Source organism: Amycolatopsis sp., from assembly GCF_035276945.1.
In the GTDB taxonomy this organism is placed as follows: Bacteria; Actinomycetota; Actinomycetes; order Mycobacteriales; family Pseudonocardiaceae; genus Amycolatopsis_E.
In genome coordinates, this window is sequence record NZ_DATELF010000016.1 from 1 (window position 1) to 17,184 (window position 17,184).

At 69.8% G+C, this 17,184-nt stretch carries 19 protein-coding genes and 1 pseudogene; 17 read left to right on the forward strand and 3 right to left on the reverse strand.

Annotated elements, in window-relative coordinates:
• Both VJT49_RS01800 and VJT49_RS01805 read left to right on the forward strand, forming a co-directional pair.
• A partial coding sequence (locus VJT49_RS01800; RefSeq protein WP_324162440.1) for an IclR family transcriptional regulator occupies nucleotides 1-477 on the forward strand: 477 nt, incomplete at its 5' end.
• A gap of 20 nt (nucleotides 478-497) precedes the next feature.
• Entirely contained in the window at nucleotides 498-878 is a 381-nt protein-coding gene (locus tag VJT49_RS01805) for a Rid family detoxifying hydrolase (protein WP_324162442.1), read from the forward strand.
• Between the two features lie 83 nt (nucleotides 879-961).
• On the opposite strand, the gene VJT49_RS01810 is transcribed toward VJT49_RS01805, so the two are convergent.
• Nucleotides 962-1,330 (reverse strand): DUF1844 domain-containing protein, encoded by a 369-nt coding sequence (locus VJT49_RS01810; protein WP_324162444.1) that lies wholly within the window; start codon nucleotides 1,328-1,330, stop codon nucleotides 962-964.
• A 197-nt stretch (nucleotides 1,331-1,527) separates the two neighbouring features.
• On the opposite strand from VJT49_RS01810, the gene infC reads away from it, so the two are divergent.
• The 6 genes from infC to pheT all read left to right on the forward strand — a co-directional run bounded on the left by infC (nucleotide 1,528) and on the right by pheT (nucleotide 7,670).
• On the forward strand, nucleotides 1,528-2,142 hold the full coding sequence (gene infC / locus VJT49_RS01815; RefSeq protein WP_324162473.1) for a translation initiation factor IF-3: 615 nt from the start codon (nucleotides 1,528-1,530) through the stop codon (nucleotides 2,140-2,142).
• Between the two features lie 184 nt (nucleotides 2,143-2,326).
• A complete protein-coding gene (rpmI, locus tag VJT49_RS01820; protein ID WP_324162446.1) occupies nucleotides 2,327-2,521 on the forward strand; it encodes a 50S ribosomal protein L35 in 195 nt (64 codons plus the stop codon).
• Between the two features lie 118 nt (nucleotides 2,522-2,639).
• Complete coding sequence (gene rplT, locus VJT49_RS01825) at nucleotides 2,640-3,029, forward strand: 50S ribosomal protein L20 (RefSeq protein ID WP_324162448.1); 390 nt, start codon at nucleotides 2,640-2,642, stop codon at nucleotides 3,027-3,029.
• Entirely contained in the window at nucleotides 3,026-3,871 is an 846-nt protein-coding gene (locus VJT49_RS01830) for an RNA methyltransferase (RefSeq protein WP_324162476.1), read from the forward strand. Before rplT ends, VJT49_RS01830 begins: the two co-directional genes overlap by 4 nt.
• A gap of 85 nt (nucleotides 3,872-3,956) precedes the next feature.
• Nucleotides 3,957-5,024 (forward strand): phenylalanine--tRNA ligase subunit alpha, encoded by a 1,068-nt coding sequence (pheS, locus tag VJT49_RS01835; RefSeq protein ID WP_324162450.1) that lies wholly within the window; start codon nucleotides 3,957-3,959, stop codon nucleotides 5,022-5,024.
• A gap of 117 nt (nucleotides 5,025-5,141) precedes the next feature.
• A complete protein-coding gene (gene pheT / locus VJT49_RS01840; protein ID WP_324162452.1) occupies nucleotides 5,142-7,670 on the forward strand; it encodes a phenylalanine--tRNA ligase subunit beta in 2,529 nt (842 codons plus the stop codon).
• Nucleotides 7,671-7,705: 35 nt separating this feature from the next.
• On the opposite strand, the gene VJT49_RS01845 is transcribed toward pheT, so the two are convergent.
• Complete coding sequence (locus tag VJT49_RS01845) at nucleotides 7,706-8,413, reverse strand: DNA alkylation repair protein (RefSeq protein WP_324162454.1); 708 nt, start codon at nucleotides 8,411-8,413, stop codon at nucleotides 7,706-7,708.
• Nucleotides 8,414-8,718: 305 nt separating this feature from the next.
• On the opposite strand from VJT49_RS01845, the gene VJT49_RS01850 reads away from it, so the two are divergent.
• Nucleotides 8,719-9,198 (forward strand): helix-turn-helix domain containing protein, encoded by a 480-nt coding sequence (locus VJT49_RS01850; protein WP_324162456.1) that lies wholly within the window; start codon nucleotides 8,719-8,721, stop codon nucleotides 9,196-9,198.
• A gap of 9 nt (nucleotides 9,199-9,207) precedes the next feature.
• Here the strand turns inward: VJT49_RS01850 and VJT49_RS01855 are convergent, their stop codons facing one another.
• Nucleotides 9,208-9,396 (reverse strand): hypothetical protein, encoded by a 189-nt coding sequence (locus VJT49_RS01855; RefSeq protein ID WP_324162458.1) that lies wholly within the window; start codon nucleotides 9,394-9,396, stop codon nucleotides 9,208-9,210.
• Nucleotides 9,397-9,669: 273 nt separating this feature from the next.
• Between VJT49_RS01855 and argC the strand changes: the two genes are divergently transcribed.
• From argC to VJT49_RS01895, 8 genes and pseudogenes are all read left to right on the forward strand, one after another.
• On the forward strand, nucleotides 9,670-10,698 hold the full coding sequence (gene argC, locus VJT49_RS01860) for an N-acetyl-gamma-glutamyl-phosphate reductase (protein ID WP_324162460.1): 1,029 nt from the start codon (nucleotides 9,670-9,672) through the stop codon (nucleotides 10,696-10,698).
• Nucleotides 10,695-11,852: a bifunctional glutamate N-acetyltransferase/amino-acid acetyltransferase ArgJ gene (argJ, locus tag VJT49_RS01865; RefSeq protein WP_324162461.1), complete on the forward strand. Its 1,158-nt coding sequence runs from the start codon at nucleotides 10,695-10,697 to the stop codon at nucleotides 11,850-11,852. Before argC ends, argJ begins: the two co-directional genes overlap by 4 nt.
• Nucleotides 11,849-12,766, forward strand: coding sequence for an acetylglutamate kinase (argB, locus tag VJT49_RS01870; protein ID WP_324162463.1), 918 nt, complete (start codon nucleotides 11,849-11,851; stop codon nucleotides 12,764-12,766). Before argJ ends, argB begins: the two co-directional genes overlap by 4 nt.
• 133 nt (nucleotides 12,767-12,899) lie before the next feature.
• Nucleotides 12,900-14,093 (forward strand): acetylornithine transaminase, encoded by a 1,194-nt coding sequence (locus VJT49_RS01875; RefSeq protein ID WP_324162465.1) that lies wholly within the window; start codon nucleotides 12,900-12,902, stop codon nucleotides 14,091-14,093.
• Nucleotide 14,094: 1 nt separating this feature from the next.
• Nucleotides 14,095-15,024 (forward strand): ornithine carbamoyltransferase, encoded by a 930-nt coding sequence (gene argF, locus VJT49_RS01880; protein ID WP_324162467.1) that lies wholly within the window; start codon nucleotides 14,095-14,097, stop codon nucleotides 15,022-15,024.
• Between the two features lie 70 nt (nucleotides 15,025-15,094).
• On the forward strand, nucleotides 15,095-15,601 hold the full coding sequence (locus VJT49_RS01885) for an arginine repressor (RefSeq protein ID WP_324162469.1): 507 nt from the start codon (nucleotides 15,095-15,097) through the stop codon (nucleotides 15,599-15,601).
• Nucleotides 15,602-15,678: 77 nt separating this feature from the next.
• Nucleotides 15,679-16,878 (forward strand): argininosuccinate synthase, encoded by a 1,200-nt coding sequence (locus tag VJT49_RS01890; RefSeq protein WP_324162471.1) that lies wholly within the window; start codon nucleotides 15,679-15,681, stop codon nucleotides 16,876-16,878.
• A 2-nt stretch (nucleotides 16,879-16,880) separates the two neighbouring features.
• Nucleotides 16,881-17,184, forward strand: a pseudogene (locus VJT49_RS01895) (argininosuccinate lyase); the annotation flags it as partial.

Here is a 17,184-nt window from a genome sequence, read left to right on the forward strand (position 1 = left end):
CTCACCACCGGGCACACCGTGCACCTGGCCAGCTACGAGGCCGGCGAGGTGATCTACATCGACAAGTACGAGAGCAAGCACAACGTCCGGATGTACTCCCGGATCGGCAAGCGCGCCGCGCTGCACTGCACCGCGGTGGCCAAGGTGCTGATCGCCGCGCTGCCCGAGTCGGAGCGGCGCCGGGTGGCCGCGTCGATCGACTACGTCAAGCTGACCGGCAACACGATCACCACCCCGGACGCCTACCTCGCCGAGCTGGATCGGGTCGCGCAGCGCGGCTACGCCATCGACGACGCCGAGCACGAGGACTTCATCCACTGCATCGCCGCGCCCGTCCGGGGACCCGGGGGAGTGGTCCTCGCCGCAGTGTCGGTGTCGGTGCCGCGCGTACTCCTCGATTTCGACGGCCTGCTGGCCTTGCTGCCGGACCTGAAGGCCGGCGCACGGGACGCTTCCGTTCAGTGTGGATGGATGTGATGGAGAGAAAGGGAGTCTCGATGACCAAGATCGCGATCAGCACCGACGACGCGCCGAAGCCGCCGGCCGCGTTCGCGCAGGGCTCGCGGAAGGGCAACCTGCTGCAGGTCGCCGGGCAGGTCGCGTTCGACCCCAGGACCGGCGAAGTCGTCGGGGCCACCGTGACCGAGCAGACCCGGCAGGCTTTCGAGAACATCGAGGCCGTGCTGGCCGCGGGCGGAGCGAGCCTCGACGACGTGCTCATGATCCGGGTCTACCTCACCGACACCGCCCACTTCGCGGAGTTCAACGAGGTGTACAACACGCTGGTCAAGGAGCCTTACCCGGCCCGCACGACCGTCTACGTCGGCCTTCCCGCGGGCCTGCTGGTCGAGATCGACGCGCTTGCCGTCCTCGGCTGAGGCTCTGTTCTGTGGGAGCGCGGACCCCACGCCGCGTGGTCCGGGGCTTGCTCCCGGCTACCCGCACCGCGTCGAAGCAGTCCTTAGTAGACGGGGCCGGTGTACTTCTCGCCGGGACCCTGGCCCGGGGTATCCGGAACCGCGGAGGCCTCGCGGAAGGCCTTCTGCAGGGACTGGAGCCCGTCTCGGAGGGGGGCGGCGTGTAGGCCGAGGTACTCCACGGAAGCGGTGACGAGCCCGGCCAGCGCGGTGATCAGCCGGCGGGCCTCGTCGAGGTCGCGGTGGGGGCTCGAGTCCGGATCGTCGTCGGCGAGGCCGAGCCGCTCCGCCGCGGCCGACATCAGCATCACGGCCGCCCGGCTGATCACCTCGACGCTCGGAATATCCTCCAGTTGGCGCACTTCGGGGGAATTTTCGGGTGAGCCGGCAGCGTTGGAACCATCGTCAAGCACGTCTGGTACCCTTTCACGTGCGACCAGCCTCCGAGCGATCGGGGGCGCAAGTGGAGCCCCGCTCCCACCCGAGTCGCCGTACAGGCGTCCGGGTCCGGTCTCGCCACCCGTACAGGTGTGGCGGCTCGTCCTTGTCATACGGGACGTGATCGGAACAGGGCCCCGCATACCGGTTTAAGCAGCCGGTGCCGGGGCCCGTGGTATGTGGGCACCAGGTCGAGCAGGCCAGACGGAGAAACTCGGACCAAGGAGGCCACATCAGCTCCGAGACACGCATCAACGAACGCATCCGCGTTCCCGAGGTCCGCCTGGTCGGGCCGAACGGCGAACAGGTCGGGATCGTCCGGATCGAGGATGCGCTCAGGCTCGCCCAGGAGGCGGATCTCGACCTCGTCGAGGTCGCGCCGCAGGCGCGCCCGCCGGTCTGCAAGCTCATGGACTTCGGCAAGTTCAAGTACGAGAGCGCGCAGAAGGCTCGCGAGTCACGCCGCAACCAGCAGCTGACCGTCATCAAGGAACAGAAGCTGCGTCCCAAGATCGACCAGCACGACTACGAGACGAAGAAGGGGCACGTATCCCGCTTCCTCTCCGCCGGGAACAAGGTGAAGGTGACCATCATGTTCCGCGGCCGTGAGCAGTCCCGGCCGGAGCTCGGGCGCCGGCTGCTGGAGAAGCTCGCCGACGACGTGGCCGAACTGGGTTACGTCGAGTCGCTGCCCAAGCAGGACGGCCGCAACATGATCATGGTGTTGGCGCCGCACAAGAACGCCAAGGCGAAGCAGAAAGCGGCCAAGGAGCCGGTCGAGTCCTGACCGGGCCCAACCGGCCGGCGCAGTTCGCAGCACACCGGAATCCGGTGTGCTGCACTACGAAAGCGTTATGCGAGACGTGAGACCGGCACCCGCCGCGGGCCTGACGGCCCGGGCGTGCCGCTAGCCCGCGGCAGGTACCGCGGCCGTGGGCGCGTCGCGGATGACACGGAAAGAGAGCAGACGAATGCCCAAGATGAAGACGCACAGCGGAACCTCCAAGCGGATCCGGGTGACCGGTTCCGGCAAGCTCCGCCGGCAGAAGGCGGGCCGCCGCCACCTGTTGGAGAAAAAATCCAGCAGGGTCACCCGCCGGCTGGAGGGCACCGGTGAGCTCGCATCGAACGACGTTGCCCGGGTCAAGCGGCTGCTCGGCCGCTGATCTTCGCGCCATTCCCCGCGGTGCTGCCCGGACCTGCCGCGTCCGTGCAGAGCCGCCCCTGACTTCAGCTGTAAACCGGGGCGTCCCCGACGCCCCCTGAGATCGACAGGATGGACCCGTGGCACGCGTCAAGCGGGCGGTCAACGCCCAGAAGAAGCGTCGCGCAACTCTCGAACTGGCCAGTGGCTACCGCGGCCAGCGTTCGCGGCTGTACCGCAAGGCCAAGGAGCAGACACTCCACTCGCTCAACTACGCCTACCGGGACCGCCGCGCCCGCAAGGGTGACTTCCGCCAGCTGTGGATCACCCGGATCAACGCGGCCGCCCGGCAGAACGGCGTCACCTACAACCGGTTCATCCAGGGGCTCAAGGCCGCCGGTGTCGAGGTCGACCGCAAGATCCTCGCCGACCTGGCCGTCACCGACGCCGCCGCTTTCAGCAAGCTGGTGACCCTCGCCAAGCGGCACGTGACCACCGGCCCCGACGAGTCGGCGAAGAAGTCGGCCTGAACAACCGAAGCGAACTCCCGCAACCCGGGGCGGACCCGTTCACCGAACGGACCCCCCGGGTTATCGCCGCACGGCGCCTGACGCGTCGCGCCGAGCGGGAAAAGGCCGGCCGGTTTCTGGCCGAAGGAGCGAACGCGGTCGGCGGGGCGCTCACCTTCGAACAACACCGCCGCGGCTTCGTCCACCACTTGTTCGTGACGCCGAGGGCGGAGCACACCCACGCCGAGCTCGTTTCGAGAGCCCACGAACTCGGCGTGCCGATTTCGCCGATCACCGAGCGGGCGGCGGCCGCGCTTTCGGAAACCGTGACACCGCAAGGCATTGTCGCGGTCTGCGACCTGCTGGACCGTCCGCTCGACGATCTCCGCACCGGGCGGGGCCTGGTGGCCGTGCTCGTGGACGTCGCCGACCCCGGTAACGCGGGCACGGTCATCCGCGTGGCCGACGCGGCCGGAGCGGACGCGGTGATCCTGGCCGGGGACAGCGTCGATCCGCACAACGGCAAGTGTGTCCGCGCCTCCGCGGGCAGCCTGTTCCACCTCCCGATCGTCCGCGCCGACGACGTCGCCTCCGTGCTGTGTGCGTGCCGCGACGCGGGTCTGCGCCTGCTGGCGGCCCACGGCTACGCCGAAACGGAGCTGGACTCGCTCGACCTGGCCCCGGCCACGGCCTGGGTGTTCGGCAACGAGGCGCACGGCCTGCCCGCGGAGGTGCTGCGCGAAGTGGACAGTGCGGTGCGGATCCCCATCTACGGTGCGGCGGAGAGCCTGAACCTCGCGACGGCCGCCGCGGTGTGCCTGTACGCCAGCGCGATGGCCAGGCCCAGATCGAGCGGAGGGTGACCGACCGCGACCGGTCGCTGTCGCCTAGAATCGCCGGGTAATCGCGTACGCGCGCGCATCCCGTCACCACGGACGCTGAGGAGCTATGTCCGGAGCCAACGACAAGCAGGACCCCAAGCCTGCCGAGGCCCTCGACCCCGGAACCCTGCAGGCGGCGGTCAAACTCGCCGAAGCGGAGTTCGGCGAGGCGAAGGATCTCGACGCGCTGGCGGCGGTCAAGCCGGCTCACCTCGGCGACCACGCACCGCTGATGCTGGCCCGCCGCGCCATCGGTTCGCTGCCGAAGAAGGAGAAGGCGGAGGCGGGTAAGCGAGTCAACGAGGCGCGCCAGGCCATCCAGGCGGCTTTCGACAGCCGCCGTGCCGCCCTGCAGGCGGAACGCGACGAACGGGTCCTGCGTGAGGAAGCGGTCGACGTGACGCTGCCGTGGGACCGGGTTCCCCGCGGCGCCCGGCATCCCCTCACCACGCTCAGCGAGCGGGTCGCCGATGTGTTCGTCGCGATGGGCTGGGAGGTCGCCGAAGGCCCGGAGCTCGAGGCCGAGTGGTTCAACTTCGATGCGCTGAACTTCGGCAGGGACCACCCCGCGCGGCAACTGCAGGACACCTTCTACGCGGGTGAACCGGGTTCGGGCCTGGTGCTGCGCACGCACACCTCCCCGGTGCAGGCCAGGACCCTGCTGCACCGCGACCTGCCGGTCTACATCGTGTGTCCCGGACGCACCTACCGCACCGATGAGCTCGACGCCACCCACACGCCGGTGTTCTCGCAGGTCGAGGGCCTGGCGGTGGACAAGGGCATCACCATGGCCAACCTGAAGGGCACCCTCGACGCGTTCGCCCGCGCGATGTTCGGGAGTGCGTCGAAGACCCGTCTGCGCCCGCACTTCTTCCCGTTCACCGAACCTTCGGCCGAGGTGGACGTGTGGTTCGAGGAGAAGAAGGGCGGTCCCGGCTGGGTCGAGTGGGGCGGCTGCGGCATGGTGAACCCGAACGTGCTGCGCGCGTGCGGGGTGGACCCCGAGGTGTATTCGGGTTTCGCGTTCGGCATGGGACTCGAGCGGACCCTGCAGTTCCGCAACGGTATTCCCGACATGCGCGACATGGTCGAGGGTGACGTCCGGTTCACTCTTCCCTTCGGAACGGAGGCGTGAATGAGCGAAAACAGCGCGGCCGCTCCTTCGCACCGACCGGGTGCGTGGCTCGGGTGCGGGTGTCCCGCGACGACCGCGACGACCGCGACGACACTGCCGCAGGTTAAGGAGGCGTAAGTGCGAGTCCCCGTTAGCTGGCTGACCGAGCATCTGGACGCCGGCGAGGCGGTCGGGCCGCGGGAGCTGGTCGACGCCTTCGTCCGGATCGGCATCGAGGTCGAGGACGTGCGCGAGCTCGGCGAGGCCGACGGACCGGTGGTGGTCGGCCGGGTCGTGGAGATCGAGGAGCTGACCGGGTTCAAGAAGCCGATCCGGTACTGCCGGGTGGAGGTCGGCGACCAGGCCGGCGACGCCGCGGGCGACGAGCCGGACGAGGACATCGCACCGGGCATCAAGACCCGCGGCATCGTGTGCGGTGCCACGAACTTCGCCGAGGGTGACCTCGTGGTGGTCGCCCTGCCCGGGGCGGTGCTGCCCGGTGGTTTCGAGATCGCCTCCCGTAAGACCTACGGCAAGATCAGCGACGGCATGATCTGCTCGGCGCGCGAGCTGGGGCTCGGCGACGACCACACCGGCATCCTGGTGCTTCCCCCGGCCACCGCGAGCCCCGGCGACGACGCCCGTGAAATGCTTGGCCTCAAGGAGACCGTGATCGAGCTCGCGCCGACCCCGGACCGCGGCTATGCGCTTTCGGTGCGCGGCCTGGCCAGGGAACTGGCGTGCGCACTCGACGTGCCCTTCGGTGACCCGGCGTCGCTCGACCTGCCCGAGGGGGAGGGCGAGGCCTGGCCGGTCCGCATCGAGGACGCCGAGGGCTGCCACCGGTTCGTGCTCCGCCGGATCACCGGCCTGGACGCGAGTGCCCCGACCCCCTGGTGGATGCGCCGCCGCCTGCTGCTGGCCGGGATCCGGTCCATCTCGCTCGCCGTGGACGTGACGAACTACGTGATGCTCGAGCTCGGGCATCCCCTGCACGCCTTCGACACCGCCTCGGTCAAGGGCGATCTCGTGGTCCGCAGGGCGAAGCCTGGCGAGAAGCTGACCACTTTGGACGATGTCGAACGCGAGCTCGACCCGGACGACATGGTGATCGCCGATGACACCGGTGTTGTCTCGCTGGCCGGCACGATGGGTGGCGCGAGCACCGAGATCACGCCGGACAGCACCGACGTGCTGTTGGAGGCCGCGCACTGGGACCCGGCCTCGATCAGCCGGACGGCCCGGCGGCACAGGCTGTTCTCCGAGGCGGCCAAGCGGTTCGAGCGGTTCACCGATCCGCAGCTGTGCGCGGCGGCGGTGGAGCTGGCCGCACGGCTCCTGCGGCGGTACGGCGACGGCAGCATCCTGCCCGGTCGCACCGATGCCGGGAAGGTCACGCCGCAGGCGCCGGTGACGATGCCGATCGATCTGCCCGACCGCGTGGCCGGCGTCCGGTACGAGCGGGGCGTGACCGTGCGCCGGCTCGGCCAGATCGGCTGCAGGGTGACCGTCGGCACCTCCGAAGACGGTGTCGCGCTGGTCACCGCGGTTCCGCCGAGCTGGCGTAACGACCTCGTACAGCCGGCGGACCTGGTCGAGGAGGTGCTGCGGCTCGAGGGCTACGACAGCATCCCGTCGACCCTGCCGCCCGCGCCGCCCGGAGCCGGGCTCACCGAGACCCAGCGCCGCCGTCGCACGGTTTCCCGCGCGCTCGCCGACGCCGGTTACGTCGAGGTGCTGCCGTTCCCGTTCATGTCGGCGGCGACCTGGGACGCCTTCGGGCTGCCCGAAGACGACGTGCGGCGCAGGACGGTCCGGGTGCGCAATCCGCTGGAGGCCGACAAGGACCAGATGGCCACCTCGCTGCTTCCCGGCCTGCTCGAAACCTTGCAGCGCAACGCCTCCCGTGGGTTCAAGGACCTCGCGCTGTTCCATATCGGGCAGGTCGTGCTGCCCGGCGCCGACCCGGTCCCGGTGCCAGACCTCGGCGTCGACCGCAGGCCGGCCGCGGCGGAGCTGGCCGCGCTGGAGGCCGCCGTTCCCGCCCAGCCGCTGCACGTCGCCGTCGTGCTCGCCGGGCAGCGGGAGCGCTCGGGTTGGTGGGGTCCCGGCGAGCAGGCGAGCTGGGCGGACGCCGTGGAGGCCGCGCGGATCGTCGGTGCCGCCGCCGGGGTCGACCTTCGCGTGCGTGCCGCCGATCTGCCGCCGTGGCACCCGGGCCGGTGCGCCCAGCTGGCCGTCGGCGACTGGCCGGTCGGGCACGCGGGCGAGCTGCACCCCAAGGTGATCGAGGCGCTCGGCCTGCCCAAGCGGACCGTCGCGATGGAGCTCGATCTCGACGCCATCCCGCTGCTGGACCGCCGCCCGGCGCCGTCGGTCTCGCCGTACCCACCGGTGCTGCTCGACGTGGCGCTCGTGGTGGATGCCGCGGTGCCTTCCGCGGAGCTCGCCGAAGCACTCGTCGCCGGTGGTGGTGAGCTGCTCGAAGACATCGCGCTGTTCGACGTCTACGCCGGTGACCAGGTCGGTGAGGGCAAGCGGTCGCTGGCCTACAAGCTGCGCTTCCGGGCAGCCGATCGCACCCTCACCGTGGAAGAGGCCACCAAGGCCCGGGACGAGGCGGTCGCCGAGGCGGCCGCTCGTTTCGGCGCCGGCCTGCGGGCCTGACCGCCGGACCCGCCCGGGGTGAGGGTCCGGGCGGGTCAGGCCGGTGGCCAGGGCACGTACTTGAGTGCCTCCCGGACGGAGAGCGGGGACAGGGCCGGGTGCGCGGCGACGAAGGCGCCCACCCAGTCCGGATCGGTCTTCGAGTACGCGCGGAGCGCCCAGCCGATCCCCTTTCGCAGGAAGAAGTCGTGATCGCCGATCGTGGCTTCGATGGTCTCCGCCAACAGTTCGAGGTCGGTCTCCTGGTTGGACGCCACCTGGCAGATGACGGCGGCCCTGCGCCGCCACCGATCCTCGTCGACGGCCCACCGCCGCATCACCGGTCTCAGCCGGTCCGGCTCGGCGCGCAGCAGCGGACCGACCCGCCGGATCGCGATCTCGTCCACGTAGTCCCACCATGCGCCGCTCACGATCAGCTCTTCGTACAGCGGGAGCAGGTTCGCTTCCTGCCACCGGGCGTAAGGACGGTGACCGGTCAGGTCGATCGCGACGTAACGCTCCTCCCGGAACTCCGCCTCGCGCCACAACCGCAGTGCCGCGGCGACCAGGGAATCCCGATCCGGCAGGGGATGCTCGGCGAAGACGCGGCGGGCCAGCCGCCGCCGTGCGGGCGTCGGGACACCGCGGAACGGCATCTCCGACTTCATGTAGCGACGCATCTCCGGCGCCTTGACCGGGTCGCCGAGCTCGGCCAGCCCCGCTCGTACTGCCCGGACAAGACCGTCCGCTTCGTCCGCTGGCACCTTCACCTGCCCATGCCCGTCGTACTTTCATGGTCCCTCCCCCTCGATCCTCATCGACTCCGGAAAGCCGACGTTGCCTGCTCGGACTCCGCGTCTCGTCGAGCCCGAAGTTCGATGGTGGGCACGGTACGGGGTGGGTCCGACAGTTTCGGATCGCAGCTGCCCGGATGCGTGTGGTGACGAAACGGCTCGAGTCGCCGACATGCTCATCCGGCGGCCAGGGACGCCTGCCTCGGCCTGTCCACCCGCCCCTGTGGGCGCGTCACGGAAACATAACTGTCGGTGGGTGCGGCTACCGTGGGCGCATGACGATCATCGAAGAGCACCGGAGCAAACTTCGCTCCGGCGACAACACCTTTTCCATCGAGGTCACGACGCTGCCGGGCGGCGACCGGCCAGGCCGCCTCGTCGTGCAGGTCGACGCCTCGGGGCCGGCGGGCGAGCCCGTGGCGGACGGCCGGATCGAGGTCGCCCAAGACGTGGTCGGGGCCCTTGGTGCCGTACTGGCCGAGACGCTGCGACATCACCAGGCGATGGCCGGCGCCGGCGGACGGCGAGCGCGGGACCGGCCCGCCTGCCGTGGGCGGCCTTGGACGCCGGAGTTGGACGCCGAACTGGAGCGCCGGTGGATCGCGGGCGAAAGCGTCGAGGAGATCGCGGCCCGGTTCGAGCGAACCCCGGGCGGCATCCGGGCCAGACTGCCGCGCGTGGGCTGTGATCCGGAGCGGCCGGGGGAGTACCTGCCGGAGCCACCGAGCCACCGTGAGGCGGCGGCATCTCCTTGACGAACCGGCTCAGCGTGGCTTACGGGCTTCGATGAGGAACCGCTCGGCGAGCGCGACGAACGAGCCTTCGCGCTGGATGTGCTCGTGAAGATCGGCCAACCGTCGCCGGTGGCCCTCGACGGTGAAGCCGGGCACGATCCAGATCACCTTGCACAGGAAGTGCACGACCGTCGCGATGTCGGAGAACACCGTGCGCAAGGACGCTCGCGAAGGTCGGCGACGACAAGGCCGCCTCCGCCGCCGAGGCTGCCCGGTACGGAGGCGCCTTCCGGCGAGTAACGCTTCGAATGTGGTTTCCGGCACGCGGCCACCTTGCGGACCGATGCCTGTTGCCGCAACACCTTTCCAGGGGCCGGTTATCCGATCGGGCCCTTGCTTGACCTGGCCGGATGTTTGACAAGAGAAGAATGAGGCGCGGAGCGAGCGGAAGCCGGTTTGATTGACCTTGCGTCATGATGCATAATCATTCGTATGACGGTGAAGGTCGCGGTGGCCGGAGCGAGCGGGTACGCCGGAGGGGAACTCCTGCGCCTGCTCCTGGTGCACCCCGAGGTCGAGATCGGCGCGCTGACGGCGGCGAGCAGCGCGGGCACCCCGCTCGGTGGGCACCAGCCCCATCTGGCTCCGCTGGCCGAGCGCGTGCTACGCGAGACGAGCGCGGAAACGCTGGCCGGACACGACGTGGTGTTCCTCGCCCTGCCGCATGGTCATTCCGGTGAGATCGCGGCACAGTTGGGCGCCGACGTCCTGGTCGTGGACCTGGGCGCGGACCACCGGCTGGCCGACCCCGCGGACTGGCAGCGCTGGTACGGCGGCGAGCATGCGGGCACCTGGCCGTACGGGCTGCCGGAATTGCCCGGTGCCCGGGAGAAGCTGGCCGGAACCAAGCGCGTCGCCGTGCCCGGCTGTTTCCCGACCGGCGGGTCGATCGCGTTCGCGCCCGCGTTGGCGGCCGGGCTGGTCAAGCCCGAGGTGTCCGTCGTCGCGGTCACGGGAACCTCGGGTGCGGGCAAGAGTCTCAAGCCGCACCTGCTCGGCTCGGAGGTGATGGGTTCGGCGAGTGCCTATGGGGTCGGCGGCGCCCACCGGCACACTCCGGAGTTCGGCCAGAACCTCAGCGCGGTGGCGGGGGAGCGGGTGACGATGTCGTTCACCCCGGTGCTCGCGCCGATGCCGCGGGGCATCCTCACCACTGCGAGCGCCCCGTTGGCGTCCGATGTGGACATCGACGCGGTCAGGGCGGCCTACGAGAAGGCCTATGCGGCGGAACCGTTCGTGCAACTGCTGCCCGAGGGTGCCTGGCCCACGACGGCGGCCACCCTTGGCTCCAACAACGTCCAGTTGCAGCTTGCCATCGATGCCGACGCCGGGCGGCTGATCGTGGTCACCGCCATCGACAACCTCACCAAGGGGACGGCGGGTGGCGCCGTCCAGTCCATGAACATCGCGCTCGGGTTCCCTGAGACGACCGGACTTTCGACCATAGGAGTGGCGCCGTGACCGTGACCGGGCCGAAGGGTTTCCGGGCCGCCGGCGTGGCGGCCGGGATCAAGCAGGGCGCTCTCGACCTCGCCCTCGTCGTCAACGACGGGCCGGATCAGGCGGCGGCCGGGGTGTTCACCCGCAACGTGATCAAGGCGGCGCCCGTGCTGTGGTCGCAGGAGGTGCTGCGGCATCAGCGGCTCAAGGCTGTCGTGCTGAACTCCGGTGGTGCCAACGCGGCCACCGGGCCGGGTGGCTTCCAGGACACCCACGCCACCGCCGAGAAGGCCGCCGAGGTACTCGGCACCGGGGCGATCGACGTCGCGGTCTGCTCCACCGGGCTGATCGGCGAACGGCTGCCCATGACGGCGGTACTGTCTGGTGTGGACAGTGCGTACCACGCACTCGCCGACACCCCGGAAGCCGGTCTCGACGCGGCGACCGCGATCATGACCACGGACACCAAGCCCAAGCAGGTGTGGAAACACCATGCCGCGGGGTGGGGCATCGGTGGCATCGCGAAGGGCGCCGGCATGCTGGCCCCGAACCTCGCCACCATGCTGTCGGTGCTCACCACCGACGCCGTGATCGAACCGGACGCGCTCGACGCGGCCCTGCGCGCTGCCACCCGCGTCACGTTCGATCGGCTCGACGTCGACGGCGGCACCTCCACCAACGACACGGTGCTGCTGCTCTCTTCGGGCGCCAGCGGGACCGCTCCCGGTCTGGACGAGTTCACCGAGCTGCTCGCGGCGGCCTGTCTCGACCTGGTGCTCCAGTTGCGCGCCGACTCCGAGGGGGCCACCAAGGATATCGACGTGGTCGTCCGCGGTGCCGCCAGCGAGCAGGACGCCATCAACGTCGGCCGCACGATCGCCGAAGACAACCTGGTGAAGACCGCGCTGTTCGGCTCCGACCCGAACTGGGGCCGCGTAGCGATGGCCGTCGGCAGGGCGCAGGCCGAGATCGACCCCGGCACGCTGTCGATCGCGATCAACGGTGTGACCCTGTTCGCCGCCGGCAGTACCGCCGAAGACCGCTCCAAGGCCGATCTGACCGGCAGGGCGATCGAGATCGTGGTCGATCTCGGTGTCGGTTCGAGCACGGCGACGATCTACACCACGGACCTCTCGCACGGCTACGTCGAAGAGAACAGCGCGTACTCCTCATGAGCCCGCACGAAGCGTTGATTCCCGCGGACGAGCGGCTGGCCACCGCAGCCGAAAAGGCCGGCGTGCTGATCGAGGCCCTGCCATGGCTCCAGCGGTTCCACGGCGCCACGGTCGTCATCAAATACGGCGGTAACGCGATGATCGACGACCAGCTCAAACACGCCTTCGCGGAGGACATGGTGTTCCTCCGGCTCGCCGGACTGCGTCCCGTCGTGGTGCACGGTGGCGGTCCGCAAATCACCACGATGCTCAGGCGAGTGGGGCTTGAAGGCGAGTTCAAGGGTGGCCTGCGCGTGACCACCCCGGAGACGATGGACATCGTGCGGATGGTCCTGGTCGGCCAGGTCAGCCGAGAGCTGGTCGGCCTGATCAACGCGCACGGACCCTACGCGGTCGGCATTTCCGGCGAGGATGCCCAGCTGTTCATCGCCGAACGCAAGCACGCCACGGTGAACGGCGAACCGGTGGACGTCGGCCTGGTCGGCGAGGTCGCCTCGGTCAATCCGGACGCGGTGCTGGATATCGTCAACGCCGGGCGCATTCCGGTGGTCTCCACGGTCGCCCCGGACACCGACGGCGTGGTGCACAACGTCAACGCCGACACCGCGGCCGGGGCACTGGCGGCGGCGCTGGGCGCGGAGAAACTGGTCGTGCTCACCGATGTCGAGGGCCTGTACGCCAACTGGCCCGACCGGTCCTCACTGGTCGACCGCATCCGCGTCGACCGGCTCGAGCAGCTGCTGCCCACCCTGGCCAGCGGCATGATCCCGAAGATGGAAGCGTGCGTGCGCGCGGTCCGCGGCGGGGTGCGCGGCGCGCACGTGATCGACGGCCGCATCGCACATTCCGTGCTGCTCGAAGTCTTCACGTCCCGGGGCATCGGCACGATGGTCCTGCCGGAAGGCGGAGCCTGATGGGTACGCGAGAAGCGGTTTTCAAGGTGACCACCGAGCGCGCCGCTGGAGGCTACGCGAACGCGGAGCCGGGCCAGAGGTCCGTCTGCGTGTTCGCGTCCCTCCGCAGGCCGCGGGACGACAAGGAGCCCACATGACCCAAATCGAGTCCAATGTGGATGGTCAGGCGCACTGGCGGTCCGCGCTCATGGACAACTACGGCACACCGCAGCTGACCCTGGTCCGTGGCGAGGGTGCGCGGGTGTGGGACGCCGACGGTCGTGAGTACGTCGACCTGCTGGGCGGGATCGCGGTGAACTCGCTCGGCCACGCCCACCCGGAAGTGGTGCGCGCGGTGACCGAGCAGATCGCCTCGATGGGCCACGTCTCGAACCTCTACATCAACCCCGTCGCGGTCGAACTCGCCGAGGCGCTGCTGGACGTGGCCGGTTTGACCGGTCACGGAAAGGTTTTGTTCGTCAACTCCGGAGCGGAGGCGAACGAGGCGGCGCTGAAGATCACCCGGCTCACCGGCCGCACCAAGGTGATCGCCTGCGAGGGCGCCTTCCACGGCCGCACCATGGGCTCGCTCGCGCTGACCGGGCAACCGTCCAAAAAGGAACCTTTCGAGCCGCTCGTGCCGGGCGTGGTCCACATCCCGTTCGGCGACGCCGACGCGCTGAAGGCGGCCGTGGACTTCGAAACCGCGGCCGTGGTGCTGGAACCGATTCTCGGTGAGGGCGGCGTGGTTCCCGCTCCCGACGGCTACCTGCAGGCGGCGCGGGAGATCACCAAGCAGGCCGGTGCCCTGCTCGTGCTCGACGAGGTGCAGACCGGGATCGCGCGCACCGGTGCCTGGTTCGCCTTCCAGCGGGCGGGGATCATGCCGGATGTGATCACCCTCGCGAAGGGGCTGGGTGGCGGCCTGCCGCTGGGCGCGGTGATCGGCGTGGGCGAGGCGGGCGAGCTGCTCAAACCGGGTCAGCACGGCACGACCTTCGGCGGCAACCCGGTGTGCTGCGCGGCGGGCCTGGCCGTGTTGCGCACGATCGCCCGTGACAACCTCAACGACCACGTTTCAGCGTTGGGCAAGGACATCGCGGCCGGTGTCGAGGAACTCGGGCACCCCCTGGTCGGGAGTGTCCGCGGTGCCGGGCTGCTCATCGGGATCGGGCTGCGGCACCCGGTCGCGCAGGCGGTCGCCAAGGCCGCGCAGGCGGCCGGCTACCTGGTCAACCCGGTCGCCGCGGACACCATCCGGCTTGCGCCCCCGCTGATCCTCAGTCACCAGGAGGCCGAAGGGTTCCTCGCCGCGCTTCCGGCCGCCCTCGACGCCTCGAAGGAGTAACATGCTTCGCCACTTCCTCCGCGACGACGACCTGACTCCGCAGGAGCAACTGGCCGTCCTCGACCTCGCCGACGAACTCAAGAAGGACCCGCTCGGCAACCGTGCACTGGCCGGGCCGAAGTCCGTCGCGGTGTTGTTCGAGAAGAACTCCACCCGGACGCGGCTGTCCTTCGAGGTCGGTATCGCGCAGCTCGGCGGGAATCCGATCATCGTGGACGGCCGGTCGATGCAGCTCGGCCGCGAGGAGACGATCGAGGACACAGCGCGCGTGCTGTCCCGTTATGTCGACGCCATCGTCTGGCGGACCTTCGCCCAGCAGCGGATCGTCGCGATGGCGTCGGCCGCCACCGTGCCGGTGGTCAACGCGCTGACCGACGAGTTCCACCCCTGTCAGGTCCTCGCCGACCTGCAGACCATCCGGGAACGCAAGGGGCGGCTCGCCGGGCTCACGCTGGCCTACCTCGGCGACGGCGCGAACAACATGGCGCATTCGCTGATGCTCGGCGGCACGACCGCGGGGCTGCACGTCCGGGTCGTCACACCGGAAGGCTTCCAGCCGCTGCCGGACGCGATGCTGGCGGCGAAGGAAAGGGCTGCCGAAACCGAGGGCAGCGTCACCGTCCACACCGACCCGAAGGCGGCGATCGAGGGGGCGGACGTCCTGGTCACCGACACCTGGACATCGATGGGGCAGGAGAACGACGGCCTGGACCGGGTGACGCCGTTCCGCAAGCTCCAGATCAACGCCGAACTTCTTGCCCAGGCCGCCCCGGAGGCGATCGTGCTGCACTGCCTTCCGGCGCACCGCGGCTGGGAGATCACCGACGAGGTGCTCGACGGGCCCGCCAGCGCGGTCTGGGACGAAGCGGAAAACCGGTTGCACGCCCAGAAGGCGCTGTTGGCGTGGCTGTTGGCGGAGGAGGGCTCGTGAGCGAAAATCGCGGAGCGCCGCTCACGAGACCCGACCGGGTGCGGGTGCCTCGCAGGTCATGGGCGCGTCAATGAATCGAATGGCTCGCCAGGCCAGGATCACCGAACTGGTGTCCACGATGGCGATCCGGAGCCAGACCGAACTGGCGAAGATCCTTGCGGCGGAAGGGATCGAGGTCACGCAGGCTACGTTGTCCCGTGACCTGGACGAGCTCGGTGCCGTGAAGCTGCGGGGAGCGGACTCCGGGGCACCGGTGTACGTCATCCCGGAGGACGGCAGCCCGGTGCGCGGCGTGCAGGGCGGGACCTCACGGCTGTCCCGCCTGCTGGCCGAGCTGATGGTGTCGGTGGACGCCTCGGGCAATCTCACGGTGCTGCGGACTCCCCCGGGGGCCGCGCAGTTCCTGGCCAGCGCCATCGACCGCGCGGCGCTGGAGGAGGTCGTCGGGTCGATCGCCGGCGACGACACCGTCGCGGTGATCGCCAGGGAGCCGCTGACCGGCCACGACCTGGCCGACCGGTTCGCCGCACTGGCGCGGCGGTCCTCTACTTTGGACGGGGAACCGACCGCCCGGTAACGAGGGGGAGCGGGGGCCGCGCCCCCGGACGGCACGAGAAAACGAAGACCTGCAAGAGAAACCAAGGAGAAATCGAAATGACTGAGCGGGTGGTGCTCGCATACTCGGGCGGGCTGGACACCTCGGTGGGGATCGGCTGGATCGCCGAGGAGACGGGGGCCGAGGTGGTGGCCGTGGCCGTCGACCTCGGCCAGGGTGGAGAGGACATGGAGACCATCCGCAAGCGCGCGCTCGACTGTGGTGCCGTGGAGGCCGTGGTCGCCGACGCACGCGACGAGTTCGCCGAGCAGTACTGTCTGCCCGCGTTGCGGGCCAACGCGCTCTACATGGACCGCTACCCGCTGGTGTCCGCGCTCTCCCGGCCGGTGATCGTGAAGCACCTCGCCGAGGCGGCGAAGAAGTACGGCGCCGGCACGGTCGCCCACGGCTGCACCGGCAAGGGCAACGACCAGGTCCGCTTCGAGGTGGGGCTGGGCGCGCTGGTTCCCGACCTGAAGGTGATCGCGCCGGTCCGCGACTACGCCTGGACGCGGGAGAAGGCCATCGCCTACGCCGAGCAGCGGGATCTGCCGATCGACGTGACCAAGAAGTCGCCGTTCTCGATCGACCAGAACGTCTGGGGACGCGCGGTGGAGACCGGCTTCCTCGAGGATCTGTGGAACGCGCCGACGAAGGACGTCTACTCCTACACCGAGGACCCGACCGCCCACTTCCAGGCACCGGACGAGCTGATCATCACCTTCGACAAGGGCGTGCCGGTGGCGATCGACGGCCGGCCGGTGACCATGCTCGAGGCGATCCAGCAGCTGAACCGGCGGGCCGGGGCGCACGGCGTCGGCAGGCTGGACATGGTCGAGGACCGGCTCGTGGGCATCAAGAGCCGTGAGGTCTACGAGGCGCCGGGCGCGATCGCGCTGATCACCGCACACCAGGAGCTGGAGAACGTCACCATCGAGCGCGACCTGGCCCGGTTCAAGCGGCAGGTCGAGCAGCGCTGGGGTGAGCTGGTGTACGACGGCCTGTGGTTCTCGCCGCTGAAGGACGCCTTGGACGCCTTCATCGCGAAGAGCCAGGAGCACGTCTCCGGTGAGATCCGGCTTCGGCTGCACGGCGGCAGCGCCGTGGTCACCGGCCGGCGCAGCGAGCAGTCGCTGTACGACTTCAACCTGGCCACCTACGACGAGGGCGACACGTTCGACCAGTCGTACGCCAAGGGATTCGTCCAGATCCACGGGCTGTCCTCGAAGGTCGCGGCGAAGCGCGATCTGGGCCTCTAGGTATGAGTGCTCACGGCACCAACGAAGGAGCCCTCTGGGGCGGCCGGTTCGAGTCCGGGCCGGCCGCCGCCATGGCGGCGCTGAGCAAGTCCACCCACTTCGACTGGGTGCTGGCCCCGTATGACGTGCGCGCCTCCCAGGCGCACGCCCGGGTGCTGCACAAGGCCGGCCTGCTCGCTGACGACGACCTCGCGACTATGCTCGACGGTCTCGGCAGGCTCGCGGCCGACGTCGCGAGCGGCGACTTCATCCCGAGCGAATCCGACGAGGACGTGCACGGGGCCCTCGAGCGTGGGCTCATCGATC

Coding starts and splice junctions, on each gene's coding strand:
- VJT49_RS01875 (WP_324162465.1), top strand. CDS start 12,900: ATGACCCAAATCGAGTCCAATGTGGATGGTCAGGCGCACTGGCGGTCC.
- rpmI (WP_324162446.1), top strand. CDS start 2,327: ATGCCCAAGATGAAGACGCACAGCGGAACCTCCAAGCGGATCCGGGTG.
- pheS (WP_324162450.1), top strand. CDS start 3,957: ATGTCCGGAGCCAACGACAAGCAGGACCCCAAGCCTGCCGAGGCCCTC.
- argF (WP_324162467.1), top strand. CDS start 14,095: ATGCTTCGCCACTTCCTCCGCGACGACGACCTGACTCCGCAGGAGCAA.
- VJT49_RS01805 (WP_324162442.1), top strand. CDS start 498: ATGACCAAGATCGCGATCAGCACCGACGACGCGCCGAAGCCGCCGGCC.
- argB (WP_324162463.1), top strand. CDS start 11,849: ATGAGCCCGCACGAAGCGTTGATTCCCGCGGACGAGCGGCTGGCCACC.
- VJT49_RS01885 (WP_324162469.1), top strand. CDS start 15,095: ATGAATCGAATGGCTCGCCAGGCCAGGATCACCGAACTGGTGTCCACG.
- argC (WP_324162460.1), top strand. CDS start 9,670: ATGACGGTGAAGGTCGCGGTGGCCGGAGCGAGCGGGTACGCCGGAGGG.
- VJT49_RS01850 (WP_324162456.1), top strand. CDS start 8,719: ATGACGATCATCGAAGAGCACCGGAGCAAACTTCGCTCCGGCGACAAC.
- VJT49_RS01890 (WP_324162471.1), top strand. CDS start 15,679: ATGACTGAGCGGGTGGTGCTCGCATACTCGGGCGGGCTGGACACCTCG.